General features: G+C 65.4%; 19 protein-coding genes. 10 read left to right on the forward strand and 9 right to left on the reverse strand.

The genetic code is table 11. The annotated features are described in order from the left end of the window. Position 1: 1 nt before the first annotated feature. On the reverse strand, positions 2-703 hold the full coding sequence (locus D6M19_RS07865; RefSeq protein WP_123024636.1) for a sensor domain-containing protein: 702 nt from the start codon (positions 701-703) through the stop codon (positions 2-4). Continuing rightward, positions 676-1,092 (reverse strand): Rv2240c family protein, encoded by a 417-nt coding sequence (locus D6M19_RS07870; protein ID WP_327389783.1) that lies wholly within the window; start codon positions 1,090-1,092, stop codon positions 676-678. Before D6M19_RS07870 ends, D6M19_RS07865 begins: the two co-directional genes overlap by 28 nt. Positions 1,093-1,496: 404 nt before the next feature. On the opposite strand from D6M19_RS07870, the gene D6M19_RS07875 reads away from it, so the two are divergent. The 3 genes from D6M19_RS07875 to D6M19_RS07885 are packed head-to-tail and all read left to right on the forward strand — an operon-like array spanning position 1,497 to position 3,531. Beyond that, a complete protein-coding gene (locus D6M19_RS07875) occupies positions 1,497-2,186 on the forward strand; it encodes an MspA family porin (RefSeq protein WP_407665313.1) in 690 nt (229 codons plus the stop codon). Positions 2,187-2,215: 29 nt separating this feature from the next. Further along, on the forward strand, positions 2,216-2,878 hold the full coding sequence (locus D6M19_RS07880) for an MspA family porin (protein WP_123024782.1): 663 nt from the start codon (positions 2,216-2,218) through the stop codon (positions 2,876-2,878). Then, on the forward strand, positions 2,875-3,531 hold the full coding sequence (locus tag D6M19_RS07885) for a hypothetical protein (RefSeq protein ID WP_206428483.1): 657 nt from the start codon (positions 2,875-2,877) through the stop codon (positions 3,529-3,531). The genes D6M19_RS07880 and D6M19_RS07885 overlap by 4 nt, the downstream gene beginning before the upstream one ends. 99 nt (positions 3,532-3,630) lie before the next feature. Here D6M19_RS07885 and D6M19_RS07890 read toward each other — a convergent pair whose 3' ends face one another. Continuing rightward, a complete protein-coding gene (locus D6M19_RS07890; protein ID WP_123024638.1) occupies positions 3,631-4,602 on the reverse strand; it encodes an enoyl-CoA hydratase/isomerase family protein in 972 nt (323 codons plus the stop codon). Continuing rightward, positions 4,595-4,918 carry a hypothetical protein gene (locus D6M19_RS07895; protein WP_123024639.1) on the reverse strand — a complete coding sequence of 108 codons (324 nt, stop codon included), beginning with the start codon at positions 4,916-4,918 and terminating at the stop codon, positions 4,595-4,597. The genes D6M19_RS07890 and D6M19_RS07895 overlap by 8 nt, the downstream gene beginning before the upstream one ends. A gap of 81 nt (positions 4,919-4,999) precedes the next feature. Here D6M19_RS07895 and D6M19_RS07900 point away from each other — a divergent pair, with 81 nt between their 5' ends. Then, the gene (locus tag D6M19_RS07900) at positions 5,000-6,451 is read left to right on the forward strand and encodes an amidase (protein ID WP_123024640.1); all 1,452 of its coding nucleotides are present in this window, start codon (positions 5,000-5,002) and stop codon (positions 6,449-6,451) included. A gap of 7 nt (positions 6,452-6,458) precedes the next feature. Here D6M19_RS07900 and D6M19_RS07905 read toward each other — a convergent pair whose 3' ends face one another. The 5 genes from D6M19_RS07905 to D6M19_RS07925 form a co-directional block, all read right to left on the reverse strand. Then, the gene (locus D6M19_RS07905; RefSeq protein WP_123024784.1) at positions 6,459-6,899 is read right to left on the reverse strand and encodes a hypothetical protein; all 441 of its coding nucleotides are present in this window, start codon (positions 6,897-6,899) and stop codon (positions 6,459-6,461) included. A 72-nt stretch (positions 6,900-6,971) separates the two neighbouring features. Continuing rightward, entirely contained in the window at positions 6,972-8,351 is a 1,380-nt protein-coding gene (locus D6M19_RS07910) for a cytochrome P450 (protein ID WP_123024641.1), read from the reverse strand. A gap of 8 nt (positions 8,352-8,359) precedes the next feature. Further along, the gene (locus tag D6M19_RS07915) at positions 8,360-8,554 is read right to left on the reverse strand and encodes a ferredoxin (protein ID WP_123024642.1); all 195 of its coding nucleotides are present in this window, start codon (positions 8,552-8,554) and stop codon (positions 8,360-8,362) included. A 13-nt stretch (positions 8,555-8,567) separates the two neighbouring features. Next, positions 8,568-9,428, reverse strand: a complete 861-nt coding sequence (locus D6M19_RS07920; RefSeq protein ID WP_123024643.1) for a mycofactocin-coupled SDR family oxidoreductase — start codon at positions 9,426-9,428, stop codon at positions 8,568-8,570. A 45-nt stretch (positions 9,429-9,473) separates the two neighbouring features. Further along, on the reverse strand, positions 9,474-10,178 hold the full coding sequence (locus D6M19_RS07925; RefSeq protein ID WP_123024644.1) for an SDR family NAD(P)-dependent oxidoreductase: 705 nt from the start codon (positions 10,176-10,178) through the stop codon (positions 9,474-9,476). 232 nt (positions 10,179-10,410) lie between these two features. Between D6M19_RS07925 and D6M19_RS07930 the strand changes: the two genes are divergently transcribed. From D6M19_RS07930 to D6M19_RS07955, 6 genes are all read left to right on the forward strand, one after another. Further along, positions 10,411-11,892 (forward strand): aldehyde dehydrogenase family protein, encoded by a 1,482-nt coding sequence (locus D6M19_RS07930; RefSeq protein WP_123024645.1) that lies wholly within the window; start codon positions 10,411-10,413, stop codon positions 11,890-11,892. 55 nt (positions 11,893-11,947) lie between these two features. Beyond that, the gene (locus D6M19_RS07935; protein ID WP_123024785.1) at positions 11,948-13,156 is read left to right on the forward strand and encodes a CaiB/BaiF CoA transferase family protein; all 1,209 of its coding nucleotides are present in this window, start codon (positions 11,948-11,950) and stop codon (positions 13,154-13,156) included. 15 nt (positions 13,157-13,171) lie between these two features. After that, positions 13,172-14,347, forward strand: coding sequence for a Zn-ribbon domain-containing OB-fold protein (locus D6M19_RS07940; RefSeq protein WP_123024646.1), 1,176 nt, complete (start codon positions 13,172-13,174; stop codon positions 14,345-14,347). Between the two features lie 91 nt (positions 14,348-14,438). Further along, positions 14,439-15,608, forward strand: a complete 1,170-nt coding sequence (locus D6M19_RS07945; RefSeq protein ID WP_123024647.1) for a thiolase C-terminal domain-containing protein — start codon at positions 14,439-14,441, stop codon at positions 15,606-15,608. Between the two features lie 43 nt (positions 15,609-15,651). Next, positions 15,652-16,395: an MlaE family ABC transporter permease gene (locus tag D6M19_RS07950; RefSeq protein WP_234834773.1), complete on the forward strand. Its 744-nt coding sequence runs from the start codon at positions 15,652-15,654 to the stop codon at positions 16,393-16,395. A 16-nt stretch (positions 16,396-16,411) separates the two neighbouring features. Then, a complete protein-coding gene (locus D6M19_RS07955; protein ID WP_123024649.1) occupies positions 16,412-17,257 on the forward strand; it encodes an MlaE family ABC transporter permease in 846 nt (281 codons plus the stop codon). The last annotated feature ends 1 nt before the right edge of the window (position 17,258 follow it).

Consider the following 17,258-nt stretch of genomic DNA (forward strand, 5'->3'; position numbering starts at 1 on the left):
TTCACCTCGGGAGTCGCGCCTCGATCCTGTCGGCGATGTCGGCGGCCTCGGTGACTGCGGTCGGCTGTTGGGGTCTGCATGCCTGAATGTCGAGGATCACGTTGGCCGCCAACGCTAGTGCGTGTTGACAGGTTCGGATCTGCGGGCCGCTTTCCCGGACATAGGGCATCGTGAGCCTGCTGTCCGATGCGGAGAGGTCGCCGCTGAGCCAGGCGGGCAACTGTTGATCGTTGAGCCGGATGTTGACGCGGTGGTTGGTGCAGTGGGCCCACCTGTCCGCCGACTCGGTGAAGAACCGTTGCGCGGCCTCGGGTGTGTCGTAGCGGACGACGGACTGCACGACGAGGCTGTCCCAACTGTCGCTGTCCGGCGTGCGAAGCATCTGTTGGCGCACCGACTGCCAACCACTCGGGTCGTAAACGGGTGCCTCGGTGACCTGCCACACGCCGAGGCAGTTCAGGTTCGGCAGAAGGTTTCGGTGATCCGCCATCTGCGCGACGGGTGGGTGAGCGGTCATTTCGCTGGTCGCCATCACCGCGTCGATGTCATCGGCAGTCAGCAGCAGTCCGGTCAGCGCCGATTCGTTCACCGACTTCGGCGGCGCGTCGGCGGCGGGTGCTGTTGCGCATCCCGCCAGGAGCGAAAAGGTCGCCCCGACAACGCATGGAAGCGATATCAGGCGTGGGTGCCGGCGGCTGCGCATGCCTCTTGTGCCCTCGTGGCGTCGTCGTTCATCTTGGTGGCTGTGGTGTTCAGGCTTTCGCCGGGAATCCGCAGGCCCATCTTGACGAGAAGTTTGGTCGCGTCGACCGACCAGGTCCGCATCGGATCGGCGATCTCAGCCTGTAGTCCTGGGGTACCTGCGGCGGTCATCGCCACGGCTGCCGCCTGGCGCAGGGCGGTGCGGCCGACCACGTTGCTATCGCTGACGGCAGGATCGGCGTAGTCCGAGCCCTCGAAGGTGTCGGCGAAGTCGCCGTAGTAGACCGATGTTCCGTCGAGCGCCTCGGCGAATGCCGAGCAGGCCGTGACCGCGGCGGGGTCGGCGTCATCGGAGGTCGGGACCGCGGCGACCTGTACCGGCCCTGGCATGGCCGGGTCGGCTCCCGCGTCGTCCGCGAAAGACGTTGCAGGCGAGGCTAATCCGACACCAACGGCAATGCACGATGCGGCCAAGCCTCCGATGAGGGTGCGCGATGAGTTCAATGTGCCTCCTGCCGAATGTGTCGAGCAACCGTCGGTCGCCGAAGCGTCCGTTGCCTGAACGGCCAACCAACGCCAGCATCACAATGGCCATCCATCTCATTGCCCGGAACTGTGAAATCCCTTGAAAGTCAGTGTGATACGGATCAAAACGCCAGCATGTCCAACCGGACGACAACGGAGTCTGCAGTGTTCTCTGTCTGTTTACCGTCTGGAAATCCCGCCATTGGATGCTCCCGGCGACAGAACATTTGGATCCGGTTGGATTCATCACGAGAGGCGCCGAATCGAATATGTCCACACGTTATGCCGCCTTGGCGGCAGTCCTCTGCATGGCAGTCCCGGTCGGGGCGGCGCCCATCGCAACGGCCGATCCGCCACCGCCCGACCCGGCAGTGCAGCCGGTGGCCGACGCCACCAACCCGCTGCCGCCGGAGGGTGCCGTGCCGTCGGCGCCTCCCGGGATTCTGGACACTCCCGACGGCTGGCATCTCGAGGTGGTCGGCAGCAACGAGACGCAGTTGCCGGTCGCCCCGCTGACGACCGCGATCTCGTCCCGTGAGTATCTGGTGGCAGGCACCTTCACCGGCAAGATCACCGGAAGCGGAAAGACCAAGCTCACCGGCGGCACGATGGAGGCGGGCGAGCAGATCGGCTGCGGCATCATCTCCGACGAGACCGAGATCAACCCCGGCGCCAGCTTCACCCCGGGAATCGCGATTCCGTTCACCGGAAATGTCACCGGCGGTTTCGGTGCCAGCCTGCAGGGCAAGGTCTACCTCAAGCCGGGCACGGTGACGTCCGTCGCGATCGACAAGAAGTCGTTCAAGGGCGACGAAACCCGCATCACGATCACCGGGGTCCGGATCAAGACCGACCAGTGTGCCGGCCAGTCCTTCATCCGCTCGTACGCGACCCTGACCAGTTCGACCGACAACACCGACGACGTCATCACCTATCTCGGCGTCACCAAGGCCGTCTGACCACAGTGAAACTCGACCGGAAGAAACTCATGCTGAATCGCTTTGTCCTGCTTACCTCCTGCCTGCTGATCGCGGTCGGCACCGCACCGCTCGCATCGGCCGATCCGCCGGTGGAGGATCCCGCGCCGCCACCGGACACCGGGGTGGTGGCATCGGCTGACCCGGGTGTGGTGACGACGCCGGACGGGTGGGTGCTGACCGTCGCGGCCAGCAATGAGACGCAGCTGCCGGTCGCGCCACTGACGACCGCGGTCTCGTCGCGCGAGTACCTGGTCGGCGGCACCTTCACCGGAGTGGTCTCGGGCCACGGCAGCACCACTCTCAGCGGCGGGACGCTGGAAGCCGGCTACCAGATCGGTTGCGGCATCGAGCTCGGACAGGTTCGGCTGATCGGCTCCGTCGGCGTCAGCACGTCGGGTTCCTCCCTCACCGGCGGCATCGTGCCGACGGGCGTCAGCTTCCCGATCTCCGGCACCATCGAGATCCACGCCAAACCGGGCACGGTCAGCAACGTCACCGTCGACAAGAAGTCGTTCAAGGCGGCGCCGGTACGTGTCACGCTCAAGGACACGCACATCAAGGTCGACGGCTGTGTCGGTCAGTCGTTCCTGCGGTCGTACGCGACGATGACGAGCTCGACCACGGACACCGACGACGTGGTCGCCTACTACGGCGTCACCAAGGCTGTGTGACACCGGTGGGTGGTCGAAACCTGAAGGCGCCGAACATTTCTTCGGTCGTGGCGATCGGCGGTTTCATGGTGGGGGCGGCGGTTCTCGGGCCGGCGGTGGCGGCCGCGGACCCGGCCCCGCCACCACCCCCGCCCGTGGAGCCTGCACCGCCGGTGCCGGTGCCGGTGCTCGGCTCCGACCTAGGGCCCAACGGGCTGGCGGTGCTGGGACAGGCGGGTGATCCGGCCCCCGGTCCCCTTGGCGCACCGAACGTCCCCGGGCTGGATGGCACCACCGTGCTGGGTCAGAACGCGGCGCCGTCGGCGCCGGGCGCCGATCCGGGAGTCACCCCGAACCTGCACGCCTTCAACAACGCCTACGGCCCGCAGCAGAACCTGGTTCCGTCGGCGCCGGGTGAGGGCGAGCAGTTCGACGTGGCGCCGGGGGAGGAGAACGCGGACGTCAACGCCAGAACATGGATGGGGCGCTACATCGACATGTACCGCGCCGGAATGTTGAAGGGCGGGTTGCTGGGACAGGTGCCGCAGGAGCAACTCGGTGAGCCGCTGCCGGGGACGGCACCGCCGCCCGGCACCAACATTCCGTCCGGCCTCGGTCAATACCTGCCTGGGCCCGACGGCGCACCGGCCGACGGAGCACCGCCCCCGCAGTGAGGGCCGATTTTCGATGGGGTTCACCGGAACCGGCTGGCACCGACTCGGCCATTTCGACGATCCGGACGCCGCTGCGTGCCGACATGGCTCTTGTTCGGCTCAGGGCTTCGCGCGACCCGAGCGGCTCAGTCGCCATTCGGGCGGGAAGTTCATGTCGTTGTCCTTCACGACGTTGTTGAGGCCCTTCTCGAACGTCCCGTCGGTGAGGTCGACGTCGCTGCGCTGGTCGTTCTGAATCAGCGGCAGCATGCCCTCGACCATGCCGGTGAGCAGGCTGCCGAAGTACTCACCCTTGTGCTGCTTGTAGAGCTCCAGGAAGGTCTTCTGCACCGCGACCGTGTCGGTGGGACGCGACCTCGAACACGCGAGCGCGTACTTCTCGGTTTCCTTCTCGAGTTGATCGCGCGGTACGACGCTGTTGATGAAACCGCATTCGTACATCTCCTTGGCGCTGAACGGCCGTCCGGTGAACAGCATTTCGGAGAACTTGCGCAGCCCCATCGTCTCGGCCCACCACCACAGCCGCGGCCCCCACCCGACGTAGCGGAACGCCGGATGGCCGAACAGCGCGTCGTCGGAGGAGACGACAAGGTCGGCGTCGCCCGCCTGATAGAAGTGCCAGCCGTAGCAATAGCCCTTCGCCTCGATGATGCTGATCTTGCGCAGCTCCTGCAGCGGCCGGTTGCCCGCACGGGCCTTGGCGTAGAAGTCGGTCACGGTCGACAGGTAGCGATACGAGCCGCCCGGCGGGTAGGTCACCTCGTCGTCGTTGATCGCCAGCTCGTGCAGCAGCGGCATGCCGGGGTTCTCCAGCATGCCGCGCTGCTCGGGAAGGTCTCCGCCGCTGCCGAAATCCTCGCCCTCACCTCGGATCACGACCACCTTGACGTCATCGTCGACGTTGCACTTGTGGATCAGGTCGGCGTAGTTCTGCCGCATGCCGAGCGTGGTCGAGTTCTGCGCATCCGGCCGGTCGAACGTGATGTAGGCGATGCGGTTCTTCTTGTCCTTCTCGAACTTGATGTACTGCTCGGCTTCCTTCTTCATCTCTTCGAAGTCGTAATCAGGCATGCACTTCTCCCTCGGTCTCGTCTGTTTCGTCCTGCACGGCAGGCATCGACTTCCAGCCCCGCACGGTCCACGTCGGGGTGGGTTCGGCATCGGTCAGATCGACCCTGTGGTGGACGTTGTTTCGGTGCTCGATGACACGCAGCCAGTCTTTCAGCGCCGGAACGCGTTGGGGGTGTTTGTACTGTTTGCTTAAAAGAAGGGCGTCAGCGCATTCCGGCTCTGCAACACCTGTCACGTCGACCCACGTTTTGCAGGAAACGTGCGAGAGGATCGCTGCACAACGTCGATCGGTGTGATTCGCGTGAAAGCGGTACATAGCCGAACCCTCTGCAACGGCATACCGTGAGGCGGGTGACCGACACGTTGGTTGATCTCTGCCAGCACCGTGGCATTTCGCATGTCTGACATCGCATTGCAGCCCGCACATGTGCTGGCCGAGGCTATTCGTCGTCGTGACGTGTCGAGCCGCGAACTGCTGGAGCACTACCTGGCCCGCGTCGAAGCGCTCAATGGCCCACTGAATGCCGTCGTCACGCTCGAACCCGGCGGGGCGCGCGTTGCCGCCGACGCCGCCGACGCGGCGCTGGCCCGCGGCGACGACGTCGGCCCGCTGCACGGCGTGCCGATGACCGTCAAGGACACCTACCAGACCGCAGGCATGCGAACCACGTGCGGGCTGCCCGCATGGGACCACGTGCCCGAGCACGACGCGGAGGCGGTCCGGCGGCTGCGCGGGGCGGGTGCGGTGATCTTCGGCAAGACCAACACCCCGACCCTGGCCGGGGACTGGCAGACCTACAACGCGATCTTCGGCACGAGCAACAACCCGTGGGACACCACGCTCACCACCGGCGGCTCGTCGGGTGGCGCTGCGGCCGCCGTGGCCACCGGCATGACGGCGCTCGAGCTGGGCAGCGACATCGGCGGCTCGATCCGCTTCCCGGCGAACTGGTGCGGCGTGTGCGGACACAAGACGACATGGGGCATCGCGTCGCAGGCGGGCCACCTGCCGCCTGCGCCTGGCACGCTCGCCGCCACCGATCTGTCCGTCGTCGGCCCGTTGGCGCGCGACGTCACCGACCTCGAGATCGCGCTCGGAGTGCTCGCGGGCGCGGCGGGCCATGCGGCCGTCGGGTGGCGTCTGGAGCTGCCGGCGCCGCGCGCCACGACATTGGGCGATCTGCGACTGGCGTTCTGGCTCGACGATCCTTCCTATCCGGTCGGCGCCGAGGTTTCGGCGGTGCTCGAGTCGGCGGCAGACGCGCTTCGCGCGGGCGGCGCGCGGGTGATCGACGCTCGGCCCGCGGTCGTGATGCCGGACGTGGTCCGGCTGTATCAGCAGTTCCTATATCCGATCCTGTTGTCCACCATGGCGAAACGTGCATTCGACAAAATGGTCGTAACGGCGGAGTCGTTGCCGCAGGACGACGACCGTCCGTTGGCGCGCACGGCGCGGTTCGCCACCCAGCGCTACCGGGACTGGGCGTTCGCCAACGAGAAGCGAGAGCAGTTGAGGGCGCTGATGGCGGAGTTCTTCGTCGGGGTGGACGCACTGCTGATGCCGGTGGCGATGGTGCCCGCCATTCCGCATGACCACAGCGAACCGTTCCCCGAACGGGTGATCGGCGTCGACGGCGAAATGCGGCCCTACACCGATCTGATGGCCTGGATCGCGTTGGCGACATTGACTCACCTGCCTGCCACCGTCGTCCCGATCGGTCGCACGGCTTCGGGCCTGCCGGTCGGCATCCAGATCGTGGGTCCCTATCTCGAGGACCGCACCACCCTCGCCGTCGGACGTCTGGTCGAGGGGCTGCTCGGCGGGTTCGTCGCACCGCCGGGGGTGTGAGCCGCCGTCAGAGTCTCTGTAGGGCGAAGGTCCAGAACTGTGTTCCCGGCGGACCTCCGAAGCAGCCGACGTCGTAGCTCGAGTTGATCTCGCCGGCCAGCGTGACCTGGTTCCACGTGTAGGTGTCGCGGGAGGGCAGGATCTCGCCCAAGGGGCAGCGCAGCCCGTCGGGCACGTCGACCACCAACGTATAGGTGTCGCCGGAAAGGTGCGCCTTGCCGCTGTACTCGTAGTAGTACTTCAACCGCGAAATCCCGCTGACGTCGATGCAATCCACCGATTTCTCCGGGATGCACGCCGAGACGTACCAGGCCCACGACGCCATGTTGTACCTGTTGGTGAGCACGTCGTAATTGCCAAGCAGCATCATGGCGCCCGCGGGCGGGGCGACGACCGTCCCCGCCGCGGTGAGCAGGGCCGCCGCAATCGCAGCCTTCAAAGGCTTCATGAGCGTCTCTCCGTTCCCGGTCGCGTGCTGGCTGCTTATCAAACCATCCGGCCTGAAGGCCGGGTTGGCGTTTCAGTCGATGACGGCTGCTTCCTTGCGCTCGGTGATCGGCCGGGCGAGTTCCTGCTCGATGCAGATGCGCTGGAGTTTCTCGAGCGTCTCGTCCAGTCCGGGACCCAGTCGCTTGCCGGGTGTGAAGGTGGCGGGTAGATGCTTCATGCCCTGAATGACGCCGATGGTCTCGTAGTGTTCGGTGCCCTCGGGATCGCACACGTAGTCGGGCATCCGGTCGAGCACGGCGGTCAACATCGACTTGAACACCGTCCTGGCGACGTTGGACCCGACACAGCGATGCACGCCGATGCCGAAGCTGAAGTGCCGGTTGCCCTTTCGGTCCATGATCAGCTCGTTGGGCTTCTCGAACACCGCGGGGTCACGATTGGCCATCGCCCACGAGATCCAGAGCCGCTCGCCTTCCTTGAACTTGGTGCCCTCGACCTCGACGTCGTCGGAGAAGGTGCGACCGTCGCCCGGCGCGGGAGTGTAGAAGCGCAGGAATTCCTCTGTCGCCGGGTTCAGCAGGGTGTCACGTTCGCGGCTGAGCAGCTCGCGCTGATCCGGATGTTCCGAGAGCCACTCCAGCGAGTGCGCGGTCAGCGCGGTGGTGGTGTCGAACCCGCCACCGATGATCAGCCCCAGGTTGCCAAGGATCTCCAGATCGGGAGCCGGCTGGCCGTCGATGCGCAATTGCAGCAGCGCGTTCACCAGGCCGGGTCGCGGATTATCGCGGATCTCCATCATGGTGTTGATCATGTCGATGCCCATCTGCCGGTTCATCTCGGCGACGCGCGCGGCGTCGGGCGAGTGCTCCGGGGTGGATACCGAGAGGTGCGCTGGCTCGCTGTAGACCGGCCACTTCTTCAGCTCGATGCCCATCATCGCGAGCGTCAGCACCGCAGGCACGATGTTGGCGAGGTCGTCGACGAAGTCGATCCGGCCGGACTCGATCTTCTCGTCGATGGCGGCGCGCACGATCTCGTCGACGAACGGCTCCCACCGTTTGATGGCGGCGGGGGATAGGTACGGGTTCAGCGCGCCGCGGTAGAGGCTGTGCTCGGGCTCGTCCATTTCCAGGATTCCTCCGCGCACCACGGTGGCTCGCTGTGCCTTCGGAATCGTGATGCCCTGATACCCCTTGCGCTCACCGTTGATGTCGTGGTCGTTGGACACCACCGGACAGCGCGCGAGCTCGAAGACATGCTTGCTGTCAGCGGCGACCCAGTGTCCGTTGTAGGTGTCGGTCCAGGCCATCGGGCACTTGGCCTGCATCTCCTCGGTGATCTGGTCGAACTGCATCCGGTACTCGGGCGTGTGCCGGTCGAAGTGGTACTGATTCTTCTTGCGGTTGCGGTCGGCGGCTGATTTTCCGGCGAAGTCGTCGACGGTGCTCATCTGTCTTCTCATTCCTCGATCGAGATGGCCTGCTCGGGGCACGAGTGCACGGCTTCGCGCACCGCGTCGTCCTGGTCGGGCGGTACCACTTCGTTCACCGGCGACGAGGTGCCGTCAATATCGCTGAGCTGAAACGAATCCGGAGCGATCATCGCGCACAGGGTGTGCCCCTGGCAGCGCTGCGAGTCGACGAAAACCTTCACTTCCAGACCTCCGTTAGACGTGGTAGTCGTACCACTTCAGATAGCCGCCTGCGTCGACGCGCTGCTGCGTGCCGGTGACGTAGCGGGCCTCGTCCGATGCCAAGAACAGCACCATGTTGCTGATGTCCTCGGGCTCGACCCACGGGACCTTCATCGCCTGCTGCACGTAGAACACCGGTTCGGCGTCGGCCCGCGTCGGTTCCTCCAGGTCCGGCCGGAAGGACTTGTACATCGGTGCGCTCTGCAGCATCGGCGTGTTGGTGTTCGTCGGATGCACCACGTTGGCGCGGATTCCCCTGGGCGCCAGCTCAGCCGCGAGGTTGTGCACGTATTGCGACAGCAACCTCTTCGAGTGCAGGTATGCGGCGCCGCCGGGGTCGGTGCCGGGGTTGTCGTTCTTGGCGACGTCCATCAGCGCAGCCGTCGAGCCGGTGGCGACGATCGAGGCGCCTTCGCCGAGATGCGGCAGCGCGGCGTGGATCGCGTTGAGGGTGCCGATCAGGTTGGTGTTCATCACGTCGATCCAGGCCGCGAGATCCGCTGACCCCTTCATGCCCGCGATCCCCGCGGCCGTGACCACGATGTCGAGCTTGCCAAGCTCGGCGACGCCGTCGTCGAGGACCGACTTCAGGCCGCCTGCGTCGGCGACATCCACCTTCGCGGTGATGACGCGCTGTCCCGTCTTCTCGACGAACTGCGCCGTTTCTTCGAGGTCCTCCGGAGTCGCCATCGGGTAGCCGACCGTCGCGAAGTCCGCGCACCGGTCCACGGCGATGATGTCGGCGCCCTCCTCGGCGAGCCGGACCGCGTGGCTGCGGCCCTGCCCCCGCCCGGCCCCGGTGACGAAGGCGACTTTTCCTTGAACGCGACCCACGTGAACGTTGTCCTTTCGTTTCCGTCGAAAATTTCAGGTGTTATCTCAGGTGTTTCTGCCACCGTTGACGCCGAGGATCTGGCCGGTGATGTAGCCGGCGTCCTCGGAGATCAGAAAGGCGCAAGCGGCGGCGATGTCTTCCGGCCTGCCGACCCTGCGCACTGGGGTCCGGGCGATGTGCTCCTCGACGGTTCCCCCGAGCCGCCCACGCTCCTCCGACTTGCGCAACATCGGGGTGTCGATGAAGCCGGGTGGCACCGCGTTGACCGTGATTCCCATCGGCCCGTACTCGAGAGCCAGCGACTTGGTGAGACCGTTCACCGCGGATTTCGCCGCCACGTATGCCGACATGTAGGGCTGCCCCGACTGCGCGCTGGACGAAGAGATGTTGACGATCCGGCCCCAGCCGGCGTCGATCATGTCCGGCAACACCGCCTGCACGCAGTGGAAGACGCCGTTCAGGTTGACGTCGACAACGTGTTGGAAGTCCTCGAACGTGAGGTCGGTGAAGCGTTTGAAGCGCTCGATGCCCGCCGCATTGACGAGGATGGAAACCGGGCCGAGCTGATCTCGGACGGCGTTCAGCGCGGTGTCGACCGCGGCCCGGTCCGTCACGTCGGCGGTGTGCGCGAACGTCTCGTCGGACTCGGCGAGGTCGAGGGTGGCGACGTGGTAGCCATCTGACCGCAGCCGGTTCGCGACGGCCTGGCCGATGCCCGAACCGCCGCCGGTGACGACGGCGGTCTTCACGCGGCGGCGCCCATCTCAATCATCAAGAATCAACCTTTCCGAATAGGAGAACGGTACTCTCGGCAGGTGCGGTATCGCAAGACAAAACCTTCCAATTTGTCGCATGCGTTCCCGGCCCAACGCCTCAATCAGGGCACATGACTAGGCCATCTTCATTTCCTTGAGTTCTCATGCTGCGAATGTATGATTCGCCGAGGATGAGAATGAAGTTTCCATCACATAGGGAGTATGGATGACAGAAGCGGCGACGATCTCGCGGGGCACACCTGCAGAAAACGCTGATCGGCGGATGCTTATCGACGGCGCCTTGGTCGAGACGGCGCATACCTTTCCGTCCATCAATCCCGCCACCGAAGAGGTGGTGGGCCACGCGCCGGATGCGACGGTCGCCGATGCGGAGGCCGCGGTCGCCGCGGCGCGGAAGGCGTTCGACACCACCGACTGGTCCACCAACACCGAGTTTCGGATCCGCTGTCTCGACCAATTGCACCGGACCCTTGCCGACCACCGTGACGAGCTCGCCGAGCTGACCGTCGCCGAGGTCGGTGCGACGCCTGCGATGTGCGCAGGCGCCCAACTCGACGCGCCGATCGCGATCGTGGCTTACTACGCCGACCTGCTGAAGACGTACCCGCTGACCGAGGATCTCGGCAACAGCGAGAGCCACGGCATGCAGCACCACCGCTGGGTGGAGAAAGAGGCCGCCGGCGTGGTGGCGGCGATCATCGCCTACAACTACCCGACCCAACTGGCGTTGGCCAAGCTCGCACCTGCGCTCGCCGCAGGCTGCACCGTCGTGCTGAAGGGCGCACCGGACACCCCGTTGATCACGCTCGCGCTGGGCGAACTCATCGCCGAACACACTGACATCCCGGCCGGAGTCGTCAACGTGCTTTCCGGTACCGACCCTCAGGTCGGTGTCGCCCTGACGACGAGCCCCGACGTCGACATGATCACCTTCACCGGCTCGACCCCGACCGGCCGGGCGATCATGGCCGCGGCCAGCGAGACGTGCAAACGTGTCTTTCTCGAACTCGGTGGGAAGTCGGCGGCGATCGTGCTCGACGACGGCGACTTCGACATGGCAGCGCTGTTCACCGCGTTCGCCACAGCAAGCCACTCCGGCCAGGGTTGTGCGATCACCACACGGATTCTGGTGCCGAGCGCACACCACGACGAGATCGTCGAGAAGTTGAGGAACAACTTCGGGGTGGTGAACTACGGCAACCCCACCGAAGAGGGCACCTACACGGGCCCGTTGATCAGCGAGAAGCAGCGCGACAAGGTCGACGGCATGGTCAAACGCGCCGTCGAGGCGGGCGCGACGCTGGTCACCGGTGGCGAGAAGGTGAGCCCTGGATTCTTCTACAAGCCAACGCTTCTCACCGACGTCGACCCGGACAGCGAGATCGCCCAGCATGAGGTGTTCGGGCCGGTGCTCGTCGTGATCCGCTACGAGGACGACGACGACGCCGTGCGCATCGCCAACAACTCCATCTACGGTCTGTCCGGTGCCGTGTTCGGCAGCGAGGACCGCGCCATCGCGGTGGCGCGCCGCATCCGTACCGGCAGCCTCTCGATCAACGGCGGCATGTTCTTCGCGCCCGACAGCCCGTTCGGTGGCTACAAGCAGTCGGGTATCGGCAGGGAGATGGGCGCCGCAGGGCTCGAGGAGTTCTTCGAGCGCAAGACGATCGCGACGGTGGTCGGCTGATGTGGGGGCACCGCCCGCTTGCGGGGGACGCTTGCGCGAAGAGGAGACAGTACTGATGAGCGCTCCTCTGGACGGAATCCGCGTTCTCGAGGTCGCCATGTACGGCTTCGTCCCGTCGGCGGGCGCCGTGCTGACCGAATGGGGTGCCGACGTCATCAAGGTCGAGCACGCGATCACCGGCGACCCGCAGCGCGGTCTGCGCCAGACCGGTTTGTTGCGGGTCGAGGGTGACCCCAACCCCAACATCGAGCACGCCAATCGCAACAAGCGCAGCATCGGCCTGGACATGTCGGTGCCCGAGGGCAAGGAAGTGCTCTACGAACTCGCCCGGCGCAGCGATGTCTTCCTGACCAGCTTTCTGCCTGCGCACCGGACGAAGTTCGGCATCGACGTCGACGACATCCGCGCTGTGAACCCCAAGATCATCTACGCCAGGGGCAGTGCACTGGGCCCGCGCGGTGAGGAATCGGTGAAGGGCGGCTATGACATGACCGCCTTCTGGTGCCGTGCAGGAACCGCGGCCACCATCACCCCGCCGGGCATGCCCGGGATGATCGGGCCGCCCGGTCCGGCGTACGGCGACACCATCAGCGGCACCAACCTCGCCGGCGGTATCGCGGCCGCGCTTCTCAAGAGAGAGCGCACCGGTGAGCCGTCCATCGTCGACGTCTCGCTGCTGGGCAGCGGGTTCTGGTCATTGGGCCACACCGTGGCGCTGACCAAGCACCTCGGCCAGCGGATGGAGGCGTTCCCGCCGGGGGTGCACGGTTCGCCGATCAACCCGCTTGTGGGTCTGTATGCGACCGCCGATGAGCGTTACATCTCGTTCGTCATGATGCAGCCGACAAAGTTCTGGGCCGATGTCTGCAACCACATGGACCTCGACGACCTGGCCGACGATCCACGGTTCGCCACCGTTGAGTCGATCGCCGAGAACACCGCGGCGGCGGCGGAGATTCTCACCGCGGCGATGTCCAAACGGCCGCTGGCGGAGTGGAGCGAGCGGTTCGCGACACTGCTAGGGCCGTGGGCGCCGGTGCAAGACACCCTGCAGGCCGTCGAGGACGCACAGATCCGGGCCAACGAGTATCTCGTGCAGGCCGGTGAGCTCGAATTGGTGGCGAATCCGGTGCAGTTTGATGTCACCGCACCCCATTCCGGTCCCGCGCCGGCGTTTGCAGAGCAAACTGACGAAATCTTGCTGGAACTCGGTTTGGATTGGGACCGCATCATCGAGCTCAAAACGGCCGGCGCCGTCACCTAGATTGCGAAGGACAACATGCCCTACGTCGCTTCGATCGGCACCTACCTGCCGTGCTGGGGAGGTCCCCGGCACCGGGTGGTCGGCGACGACGAGGACGCCATCACCCTTGCGGTGGAGGCGGGCCGCGCCGCCCTGAGTTCAGGTGACGCCGTCGAGCGCGTCGTCCTGGTCAGCCGTGACATGCCGCTGCTGGAGAGCAGTAACGCCGCGGTGTTGTTGGCCGGGCTCGGGCTCGACCCCGAGCTCGAAGTGGACGAGCGGCTCGGCGGCGCGCCCGCCACGGTCGACGCCGTCAGCTCGGCACGGCCGAGGACGATGATCATCGGCGCGGACCTGGATCCCGCAGGCGCCGCAGCCATTATCACCGCCGACCACGGGCTGCAGATCCGGACCGCGGCGCGGGTATCGCGAAGCCTGCCGGTGCGGACCCGCAACACCACCGGCGCCGTGCACGACTACGGCGACCCGCGCCTGTTGCACGAGCGGGGATTGATCGCCTCGCTGGAGGCCGCATGGCTGGACACCCCGGCGGCGGTGGCGGGTATCGATCATCAGCGCGCCAGCGACCTGTGCAGGGAGAATCCACCGGTGCTGCCGACGACCGGCGCGAGCTCGAGCCTGTTCGCTCTTGCGGGTATGAGTGAGCGGGGGGCAACCGGGCCGTTGGTCGCGGTCGAGCAGGCCATCCTGTCGGGTATCACGGTTGCGGGCGGCAAGGCGCCGATCCATCGCCGCGAGCCCGCCGCGCGCCCTCTGCCCGACGGCCGCTTCATCGCCGACGTCGAGATCCCAATCTCGCTGGCCGCCTACGAACGAGCCTTCGAGGCCAAAGTTCGTTGGGAGGCAGGATATTTCGCGGACTCCGAGCAGTTGGACTTCCCGCCGAGGTACCGCGTCTCCGACGACGGCAGCCTTGCCACCCGGTACGAATTGGTGCCGCTGCCCCGAACCGGAACCGTCTACACCGAGACGACGGTGCACATTCCGGTTCCCGGGCTGCGCACGCCGTACTCCCTGGTGATCGTCGAACTGGACGGTGTGGCGGTTCGCGCACTCGTGAAGGTGACAGGGGCGCGGCCGGGCACGGTCGGCATCGGCGACCGTGGTCGAATGGCGCTGCGCCGCGTCGCGGTGCGGTCCGGAGTGCCGGACTACGGCTATGCGTTTGAGCCGGAAGCTGCGGCGGCATGAGGACCCGAAGGCGAGCGCGAGTGAGGATCGCAGCGCAGCGAGGCCCGGTGGGCCCACGCCCGCAGGGCAGGGGACGAGCGGGAGCCGAGGCATGAGGAACGTCGCGATCGTTGGCGCCGGTATGACGGCGTTCGGCGAGCACTTCGCGCTCGGCATCAAAGACCTGTTGCCGATGGCGTTCGCCGACTGCGCCGCCAGCGTCGACAAGGGTCTGCAGAAGTCGGACCTGCAGGCTGCCTGGTTCGGGGCGATGGGCACCGCCGACGGTTTCCCGTCGGGCATCCTTGCCGACTCGCTCGGGTTGCCCGACCTGCTCGTGACCCGAGTGGAGAACTCGTGCGCGACCGGCAACGACGCCGTCCGCAACGCGTTGTTCGGGGTTGCCTCGGGCGCGTTCGACGTCGCCCTCGTGATGGGCGCCGACAAGCTGCGCGACACGACGTCGGCGGACATGCTCTGGGAGTGGGAGGCGATGGCCCGCGACATGGCGTGGGACTACCCGCTCGGTCTGGTGTCTCCCGCCGGCTTCGCACTGCACGTTGCGCGATACCTGCACGAGTCTCCAGCCACCGAGGAACACCTGGCGATGGTGGCGGTGAAGAACCACCGGCACGGAGTGAACAACCCGAAGGCCCGACTGCGCTTCGAGATCACCATCGAGCAGGCCATGTCGGCGCCGACGGTCGTCACGCCATTCCGGCGTTATGACTGTGCACCGCCGAGCGACGGCGCCGCCGCGCTGGTGATCGCCGCCGAGGACGTTGTCGACCGATTCACCGACCGGCCGGTGTGGATCCGTGGTGTCGGCATCGGGTTGGACTCCGTCATGCATCAGCACAAACCGGACTTGACGACATTCACCGCTTCGGTGCGCGCCGCCAAACAGGCATTTTCGATGGCGGGTATGACACCATCCGATGTCGACGTCGCGGAAGTTCACGATTTTTTCACCGGCATCGAGTTGATCAGCTATGAAGATCTGGGCTTCGCCGAGCGTTTCGGGGCCTACAAGCTTCTCGAGGCGGAGGAAACGACCATCGGCGGCGCATTGCCCGTGAACACCAGCGGCGGATTGAAGGCCAAGGGCCACCCGCCGGGCGCCACCGGTGTGGCCCAGTGCGTCGAGCTCTTCGCGCAGCTTCGGGGCGAGGCCGTCAACCAGGTCGACGGCGCGCGAATCGGCCTGGCGCACAATCTTGGCGGTCCGACTGCGGTGTCTGCGGTCACGATTCTGGAAGGACCGGTTGCCCGTGGCAGATAGGTGGTCTCCAGGCATCACGATCGGCAAGAACCTGTCGGGCCCGATGCAGGCTATTGGTGGGTTGTTTGCGATGTCGGCTGATGCGGTTCGGTTTGTTTTTAAGCGGCCGTTTCAGTGGCGGGAGTTTTTGGAGCAGTGTTGGTTTATTTCGCGGGTGTCGTTGGCGCCGACGTTGTTGGTGGCGATTCCGTTTACGGTGTTGGTGAGTTTTACGCTCAATATTTTGTTGCGTGAGTTGGGTGCTGCCGATCTCAGTGGTGCGGGTGCGGCGTTTGGTGCGGTGACCCAGATCGGGCCGTTGGTGACGGTGTTGATCGTGGCGGGTGCGGGGTCGACGGCGATGTGTGCGGATTTGGGGTCGCGCACGATCCGTGAAGAGATTGATGCGATGGAAGTGTTGGGCATTAATCCGGTGCAGCGGTTGGTGACTCCACGGTTTTTGGCGTCGGGTTTGGTGGCGTTGTTGCTCAACAGTCTGGTGGTGATCATCGGGATTTTGGGTGGCTACATGTTTTCGGTGTTCATCCAGGATGTGAATCCGGGTGCGTTCGCTGCGGGGATCACGTTGTTGACCGGTGTTCCTGAGGTGATCATCTCGTGTGTGAAGGCGGCGTTGTTTGGTCTGATCGCGGGGTTGGTGGCGTGTTATCGGGGGTTGACGATCAGTGGTGGGGGCGCCAAGGCGGTGGGTAACGCGGTCAACGAGACGGTGGTGTATGCGTTTATGGCGTTGTTTGTGATCAATGTGATCGTGACCGCGATCGGTATCCGGATGACCACGGGATAGGGCAGGGGATCACGCGATGGCGTTGCGGGCTACCTATCCCCGGGTGTTCCGGGAGGCGCGTCGGCCGGTGGATTTTTTCTCCCGGATCGGCGATCAGGTGTTGTTTTACGGCAAGGCGTTGGGCGGTATCCCGCATGCGGGGGTGCATTTCCGTAAGGAGATCGTGCGGCTGATCGCCGAAATTTCTATGGGTGCGGGCACGTTGGCGATGATCGGCGGCACCGTGGTGATCGTCGGGTTTTTGACGTTGGCGGCGGGCGGCACGTTGGCGGTGCAGGGGTACAGCTCGCTGGGCAATATCGGTATTGAGGCGTTGACGGGGTTTTTGGCGGCGTTTATCAATGTGCGGATCAGCGCCCCGGTGGTGGCGGGTATTGGATTGGCGGCCACGTTCGGTGCGGGGGTGACTGCGCAGTTGGGGGCGATGCGGATCAACGAGGAGATCGACGCGTTGGAGTCGATGGCGATCCGTCCGATCGAGTATTTGGTGTCCACCCGCATCATCGCGGGGATGATCGCGATCACTCCGTTGTATTCGATCGCGGTGATCTTGTCGTTTGTGGCCAGCCAGTTCACCACGGTGGTGTTGTTTGGTCAGTCTGGTGGGCTCTATGACCATTACTTCAACACGTTCCTCAACCCGATCGACTTGTTGTGGTCGTTTTTGCAGGCGGTGTTGATGGCGATCACGATCCTGTTGATCCACACCTATTACGGCTATTTCGCCACCGGCGGGCCCTCGGGGGTCGGGGTGGCGGTGGGCAACGCGGTGCGCACCTCGCTGATCGTGGTGGTGTCGGTGACGCTGCTGGTCTCGCTGTCCATCTATGGCGCCAACGGCAACTTCAACCTGTCGGGATAGG

Source organism: Mycolicibacterium stellerae, from assembly GCF_003719305.1.
Lineage (GTDB): Bacteria > Actinomycetota > Actinomycetes > Mycobacteriales > Mycobacteriaceae > Mycobacterium > Mycobacterium stellerae.

Excerpts from the sequence above, each read along its gene's own strand:
- D6M19_RS07870 (WP_327389783.1), bottom strand. The coding sequence starts at position 1,092 with ATGCCAGGGCCGGTACAGGTCGCCGCGGTCCCGACCTCCGATGACGCC.
- D6M19_RS07895 (WP_123024639.1), bottom strand. The coding sequence starts at position 4,918 with ATGTACCGCTTTCACGCGAATCACACCGATCGACGTTGTGCAGCGATC.
- D6M19_RS07880 (WP_123024782.1), top strand. The coding sequence starts at position 2,216 with ATGCTGAATCGCTTTGTCCTGCTTACCTCCTGCCTGCTGATCGCGGTC.
- D6M19_RS07890 (WP_123024638.1), bottom strand. The coding sequence starts at position 4,602 with ATGCCTGATTACGACTTCGAAGAGATGAAGAAGGAAGCCGAGCAGTAC.
- D6M19_RS07865 (WP_123024636.1), bottom strand. The coding sequence starts at position 703 with ATGCGCAGCCGCCGGCACCCACGCCTGATATCGCTTCCATGCGTTGTC.
- D6M19_RS07955 (WP_123024649.1), top strand. The coding sequence starts at position 16,412 with ATGGCGTTGCGGGCTACCTATCCCCGGGTGTTCCGGGAGGCGCGTCGG.
- D6M19_RS07940 (WP_123024646.1), top strand. The coding sequence starts at position 13,172 with ATGCCCTACGTCGCTTCGATCGGCACCTACCTGCCGTGCTGGGGAGGT.
- D6M19_RS07945 (WP_123024647.1), top strand. The coding sequence starts at position 14,439 with ATGAGGAACGTCGCGATCGTTGGCGCCGGTATGACGGCGTTCGGCGAG.
- D6M19_RS07910 (WP_123024641.1), bottom strand. The coding sequence starts at position 8,351 with ATGAGCACCGTCGACGACTTCGCCGGAAAATCAGCCGCCGACCGCAAC.
- D6M19_RS07905 (WP_123024784.1), bottom strand. The coding sequence starts at position 6,899 with ATGAAGCCTTTGAAGGCTGCGATTGCGGCGGCCCTGCTCACCGCGGCG.
- D6M19_RS07900 (WP_123024640.1), top strand. The coding sequence starts at position 5,000 with ATGTCTGACATCGCATTGCAGCCCGCACATGTGCTGGCCGAGGCTATT.
- D6M19_RS07950 (WP_234834773.1), top strand. The coding sequence starts at position 15,652 with ATGCAGGCTATTGGTGGGTTGTTTGCGATGTCGGCTGATGCGGTTCGG.
- D6M19_RS07930 (WP_123024645.1), top strand. The coding sequence starts at position 10,411 with ATGACAGAAGCGGCGACGATCTCGCGGGGCACACCTGCAGAAAACGCT.
- D6M19_RS07875 (WP_407665313.1), top strand. The coding sequence starts at position 1,497 with ATGTCCACACGTTATGCCGCCTTGGCGGCAGTCCTCTGCATGGCAGTC.
- D6M19_RS07935 (WP_123024785.1), top strand. The coding sequence starts at position 11,948 with ATGAGCGCTCCTCTGGACGGAATCCGCGTTCTCGAGGTCGCCATGTAC.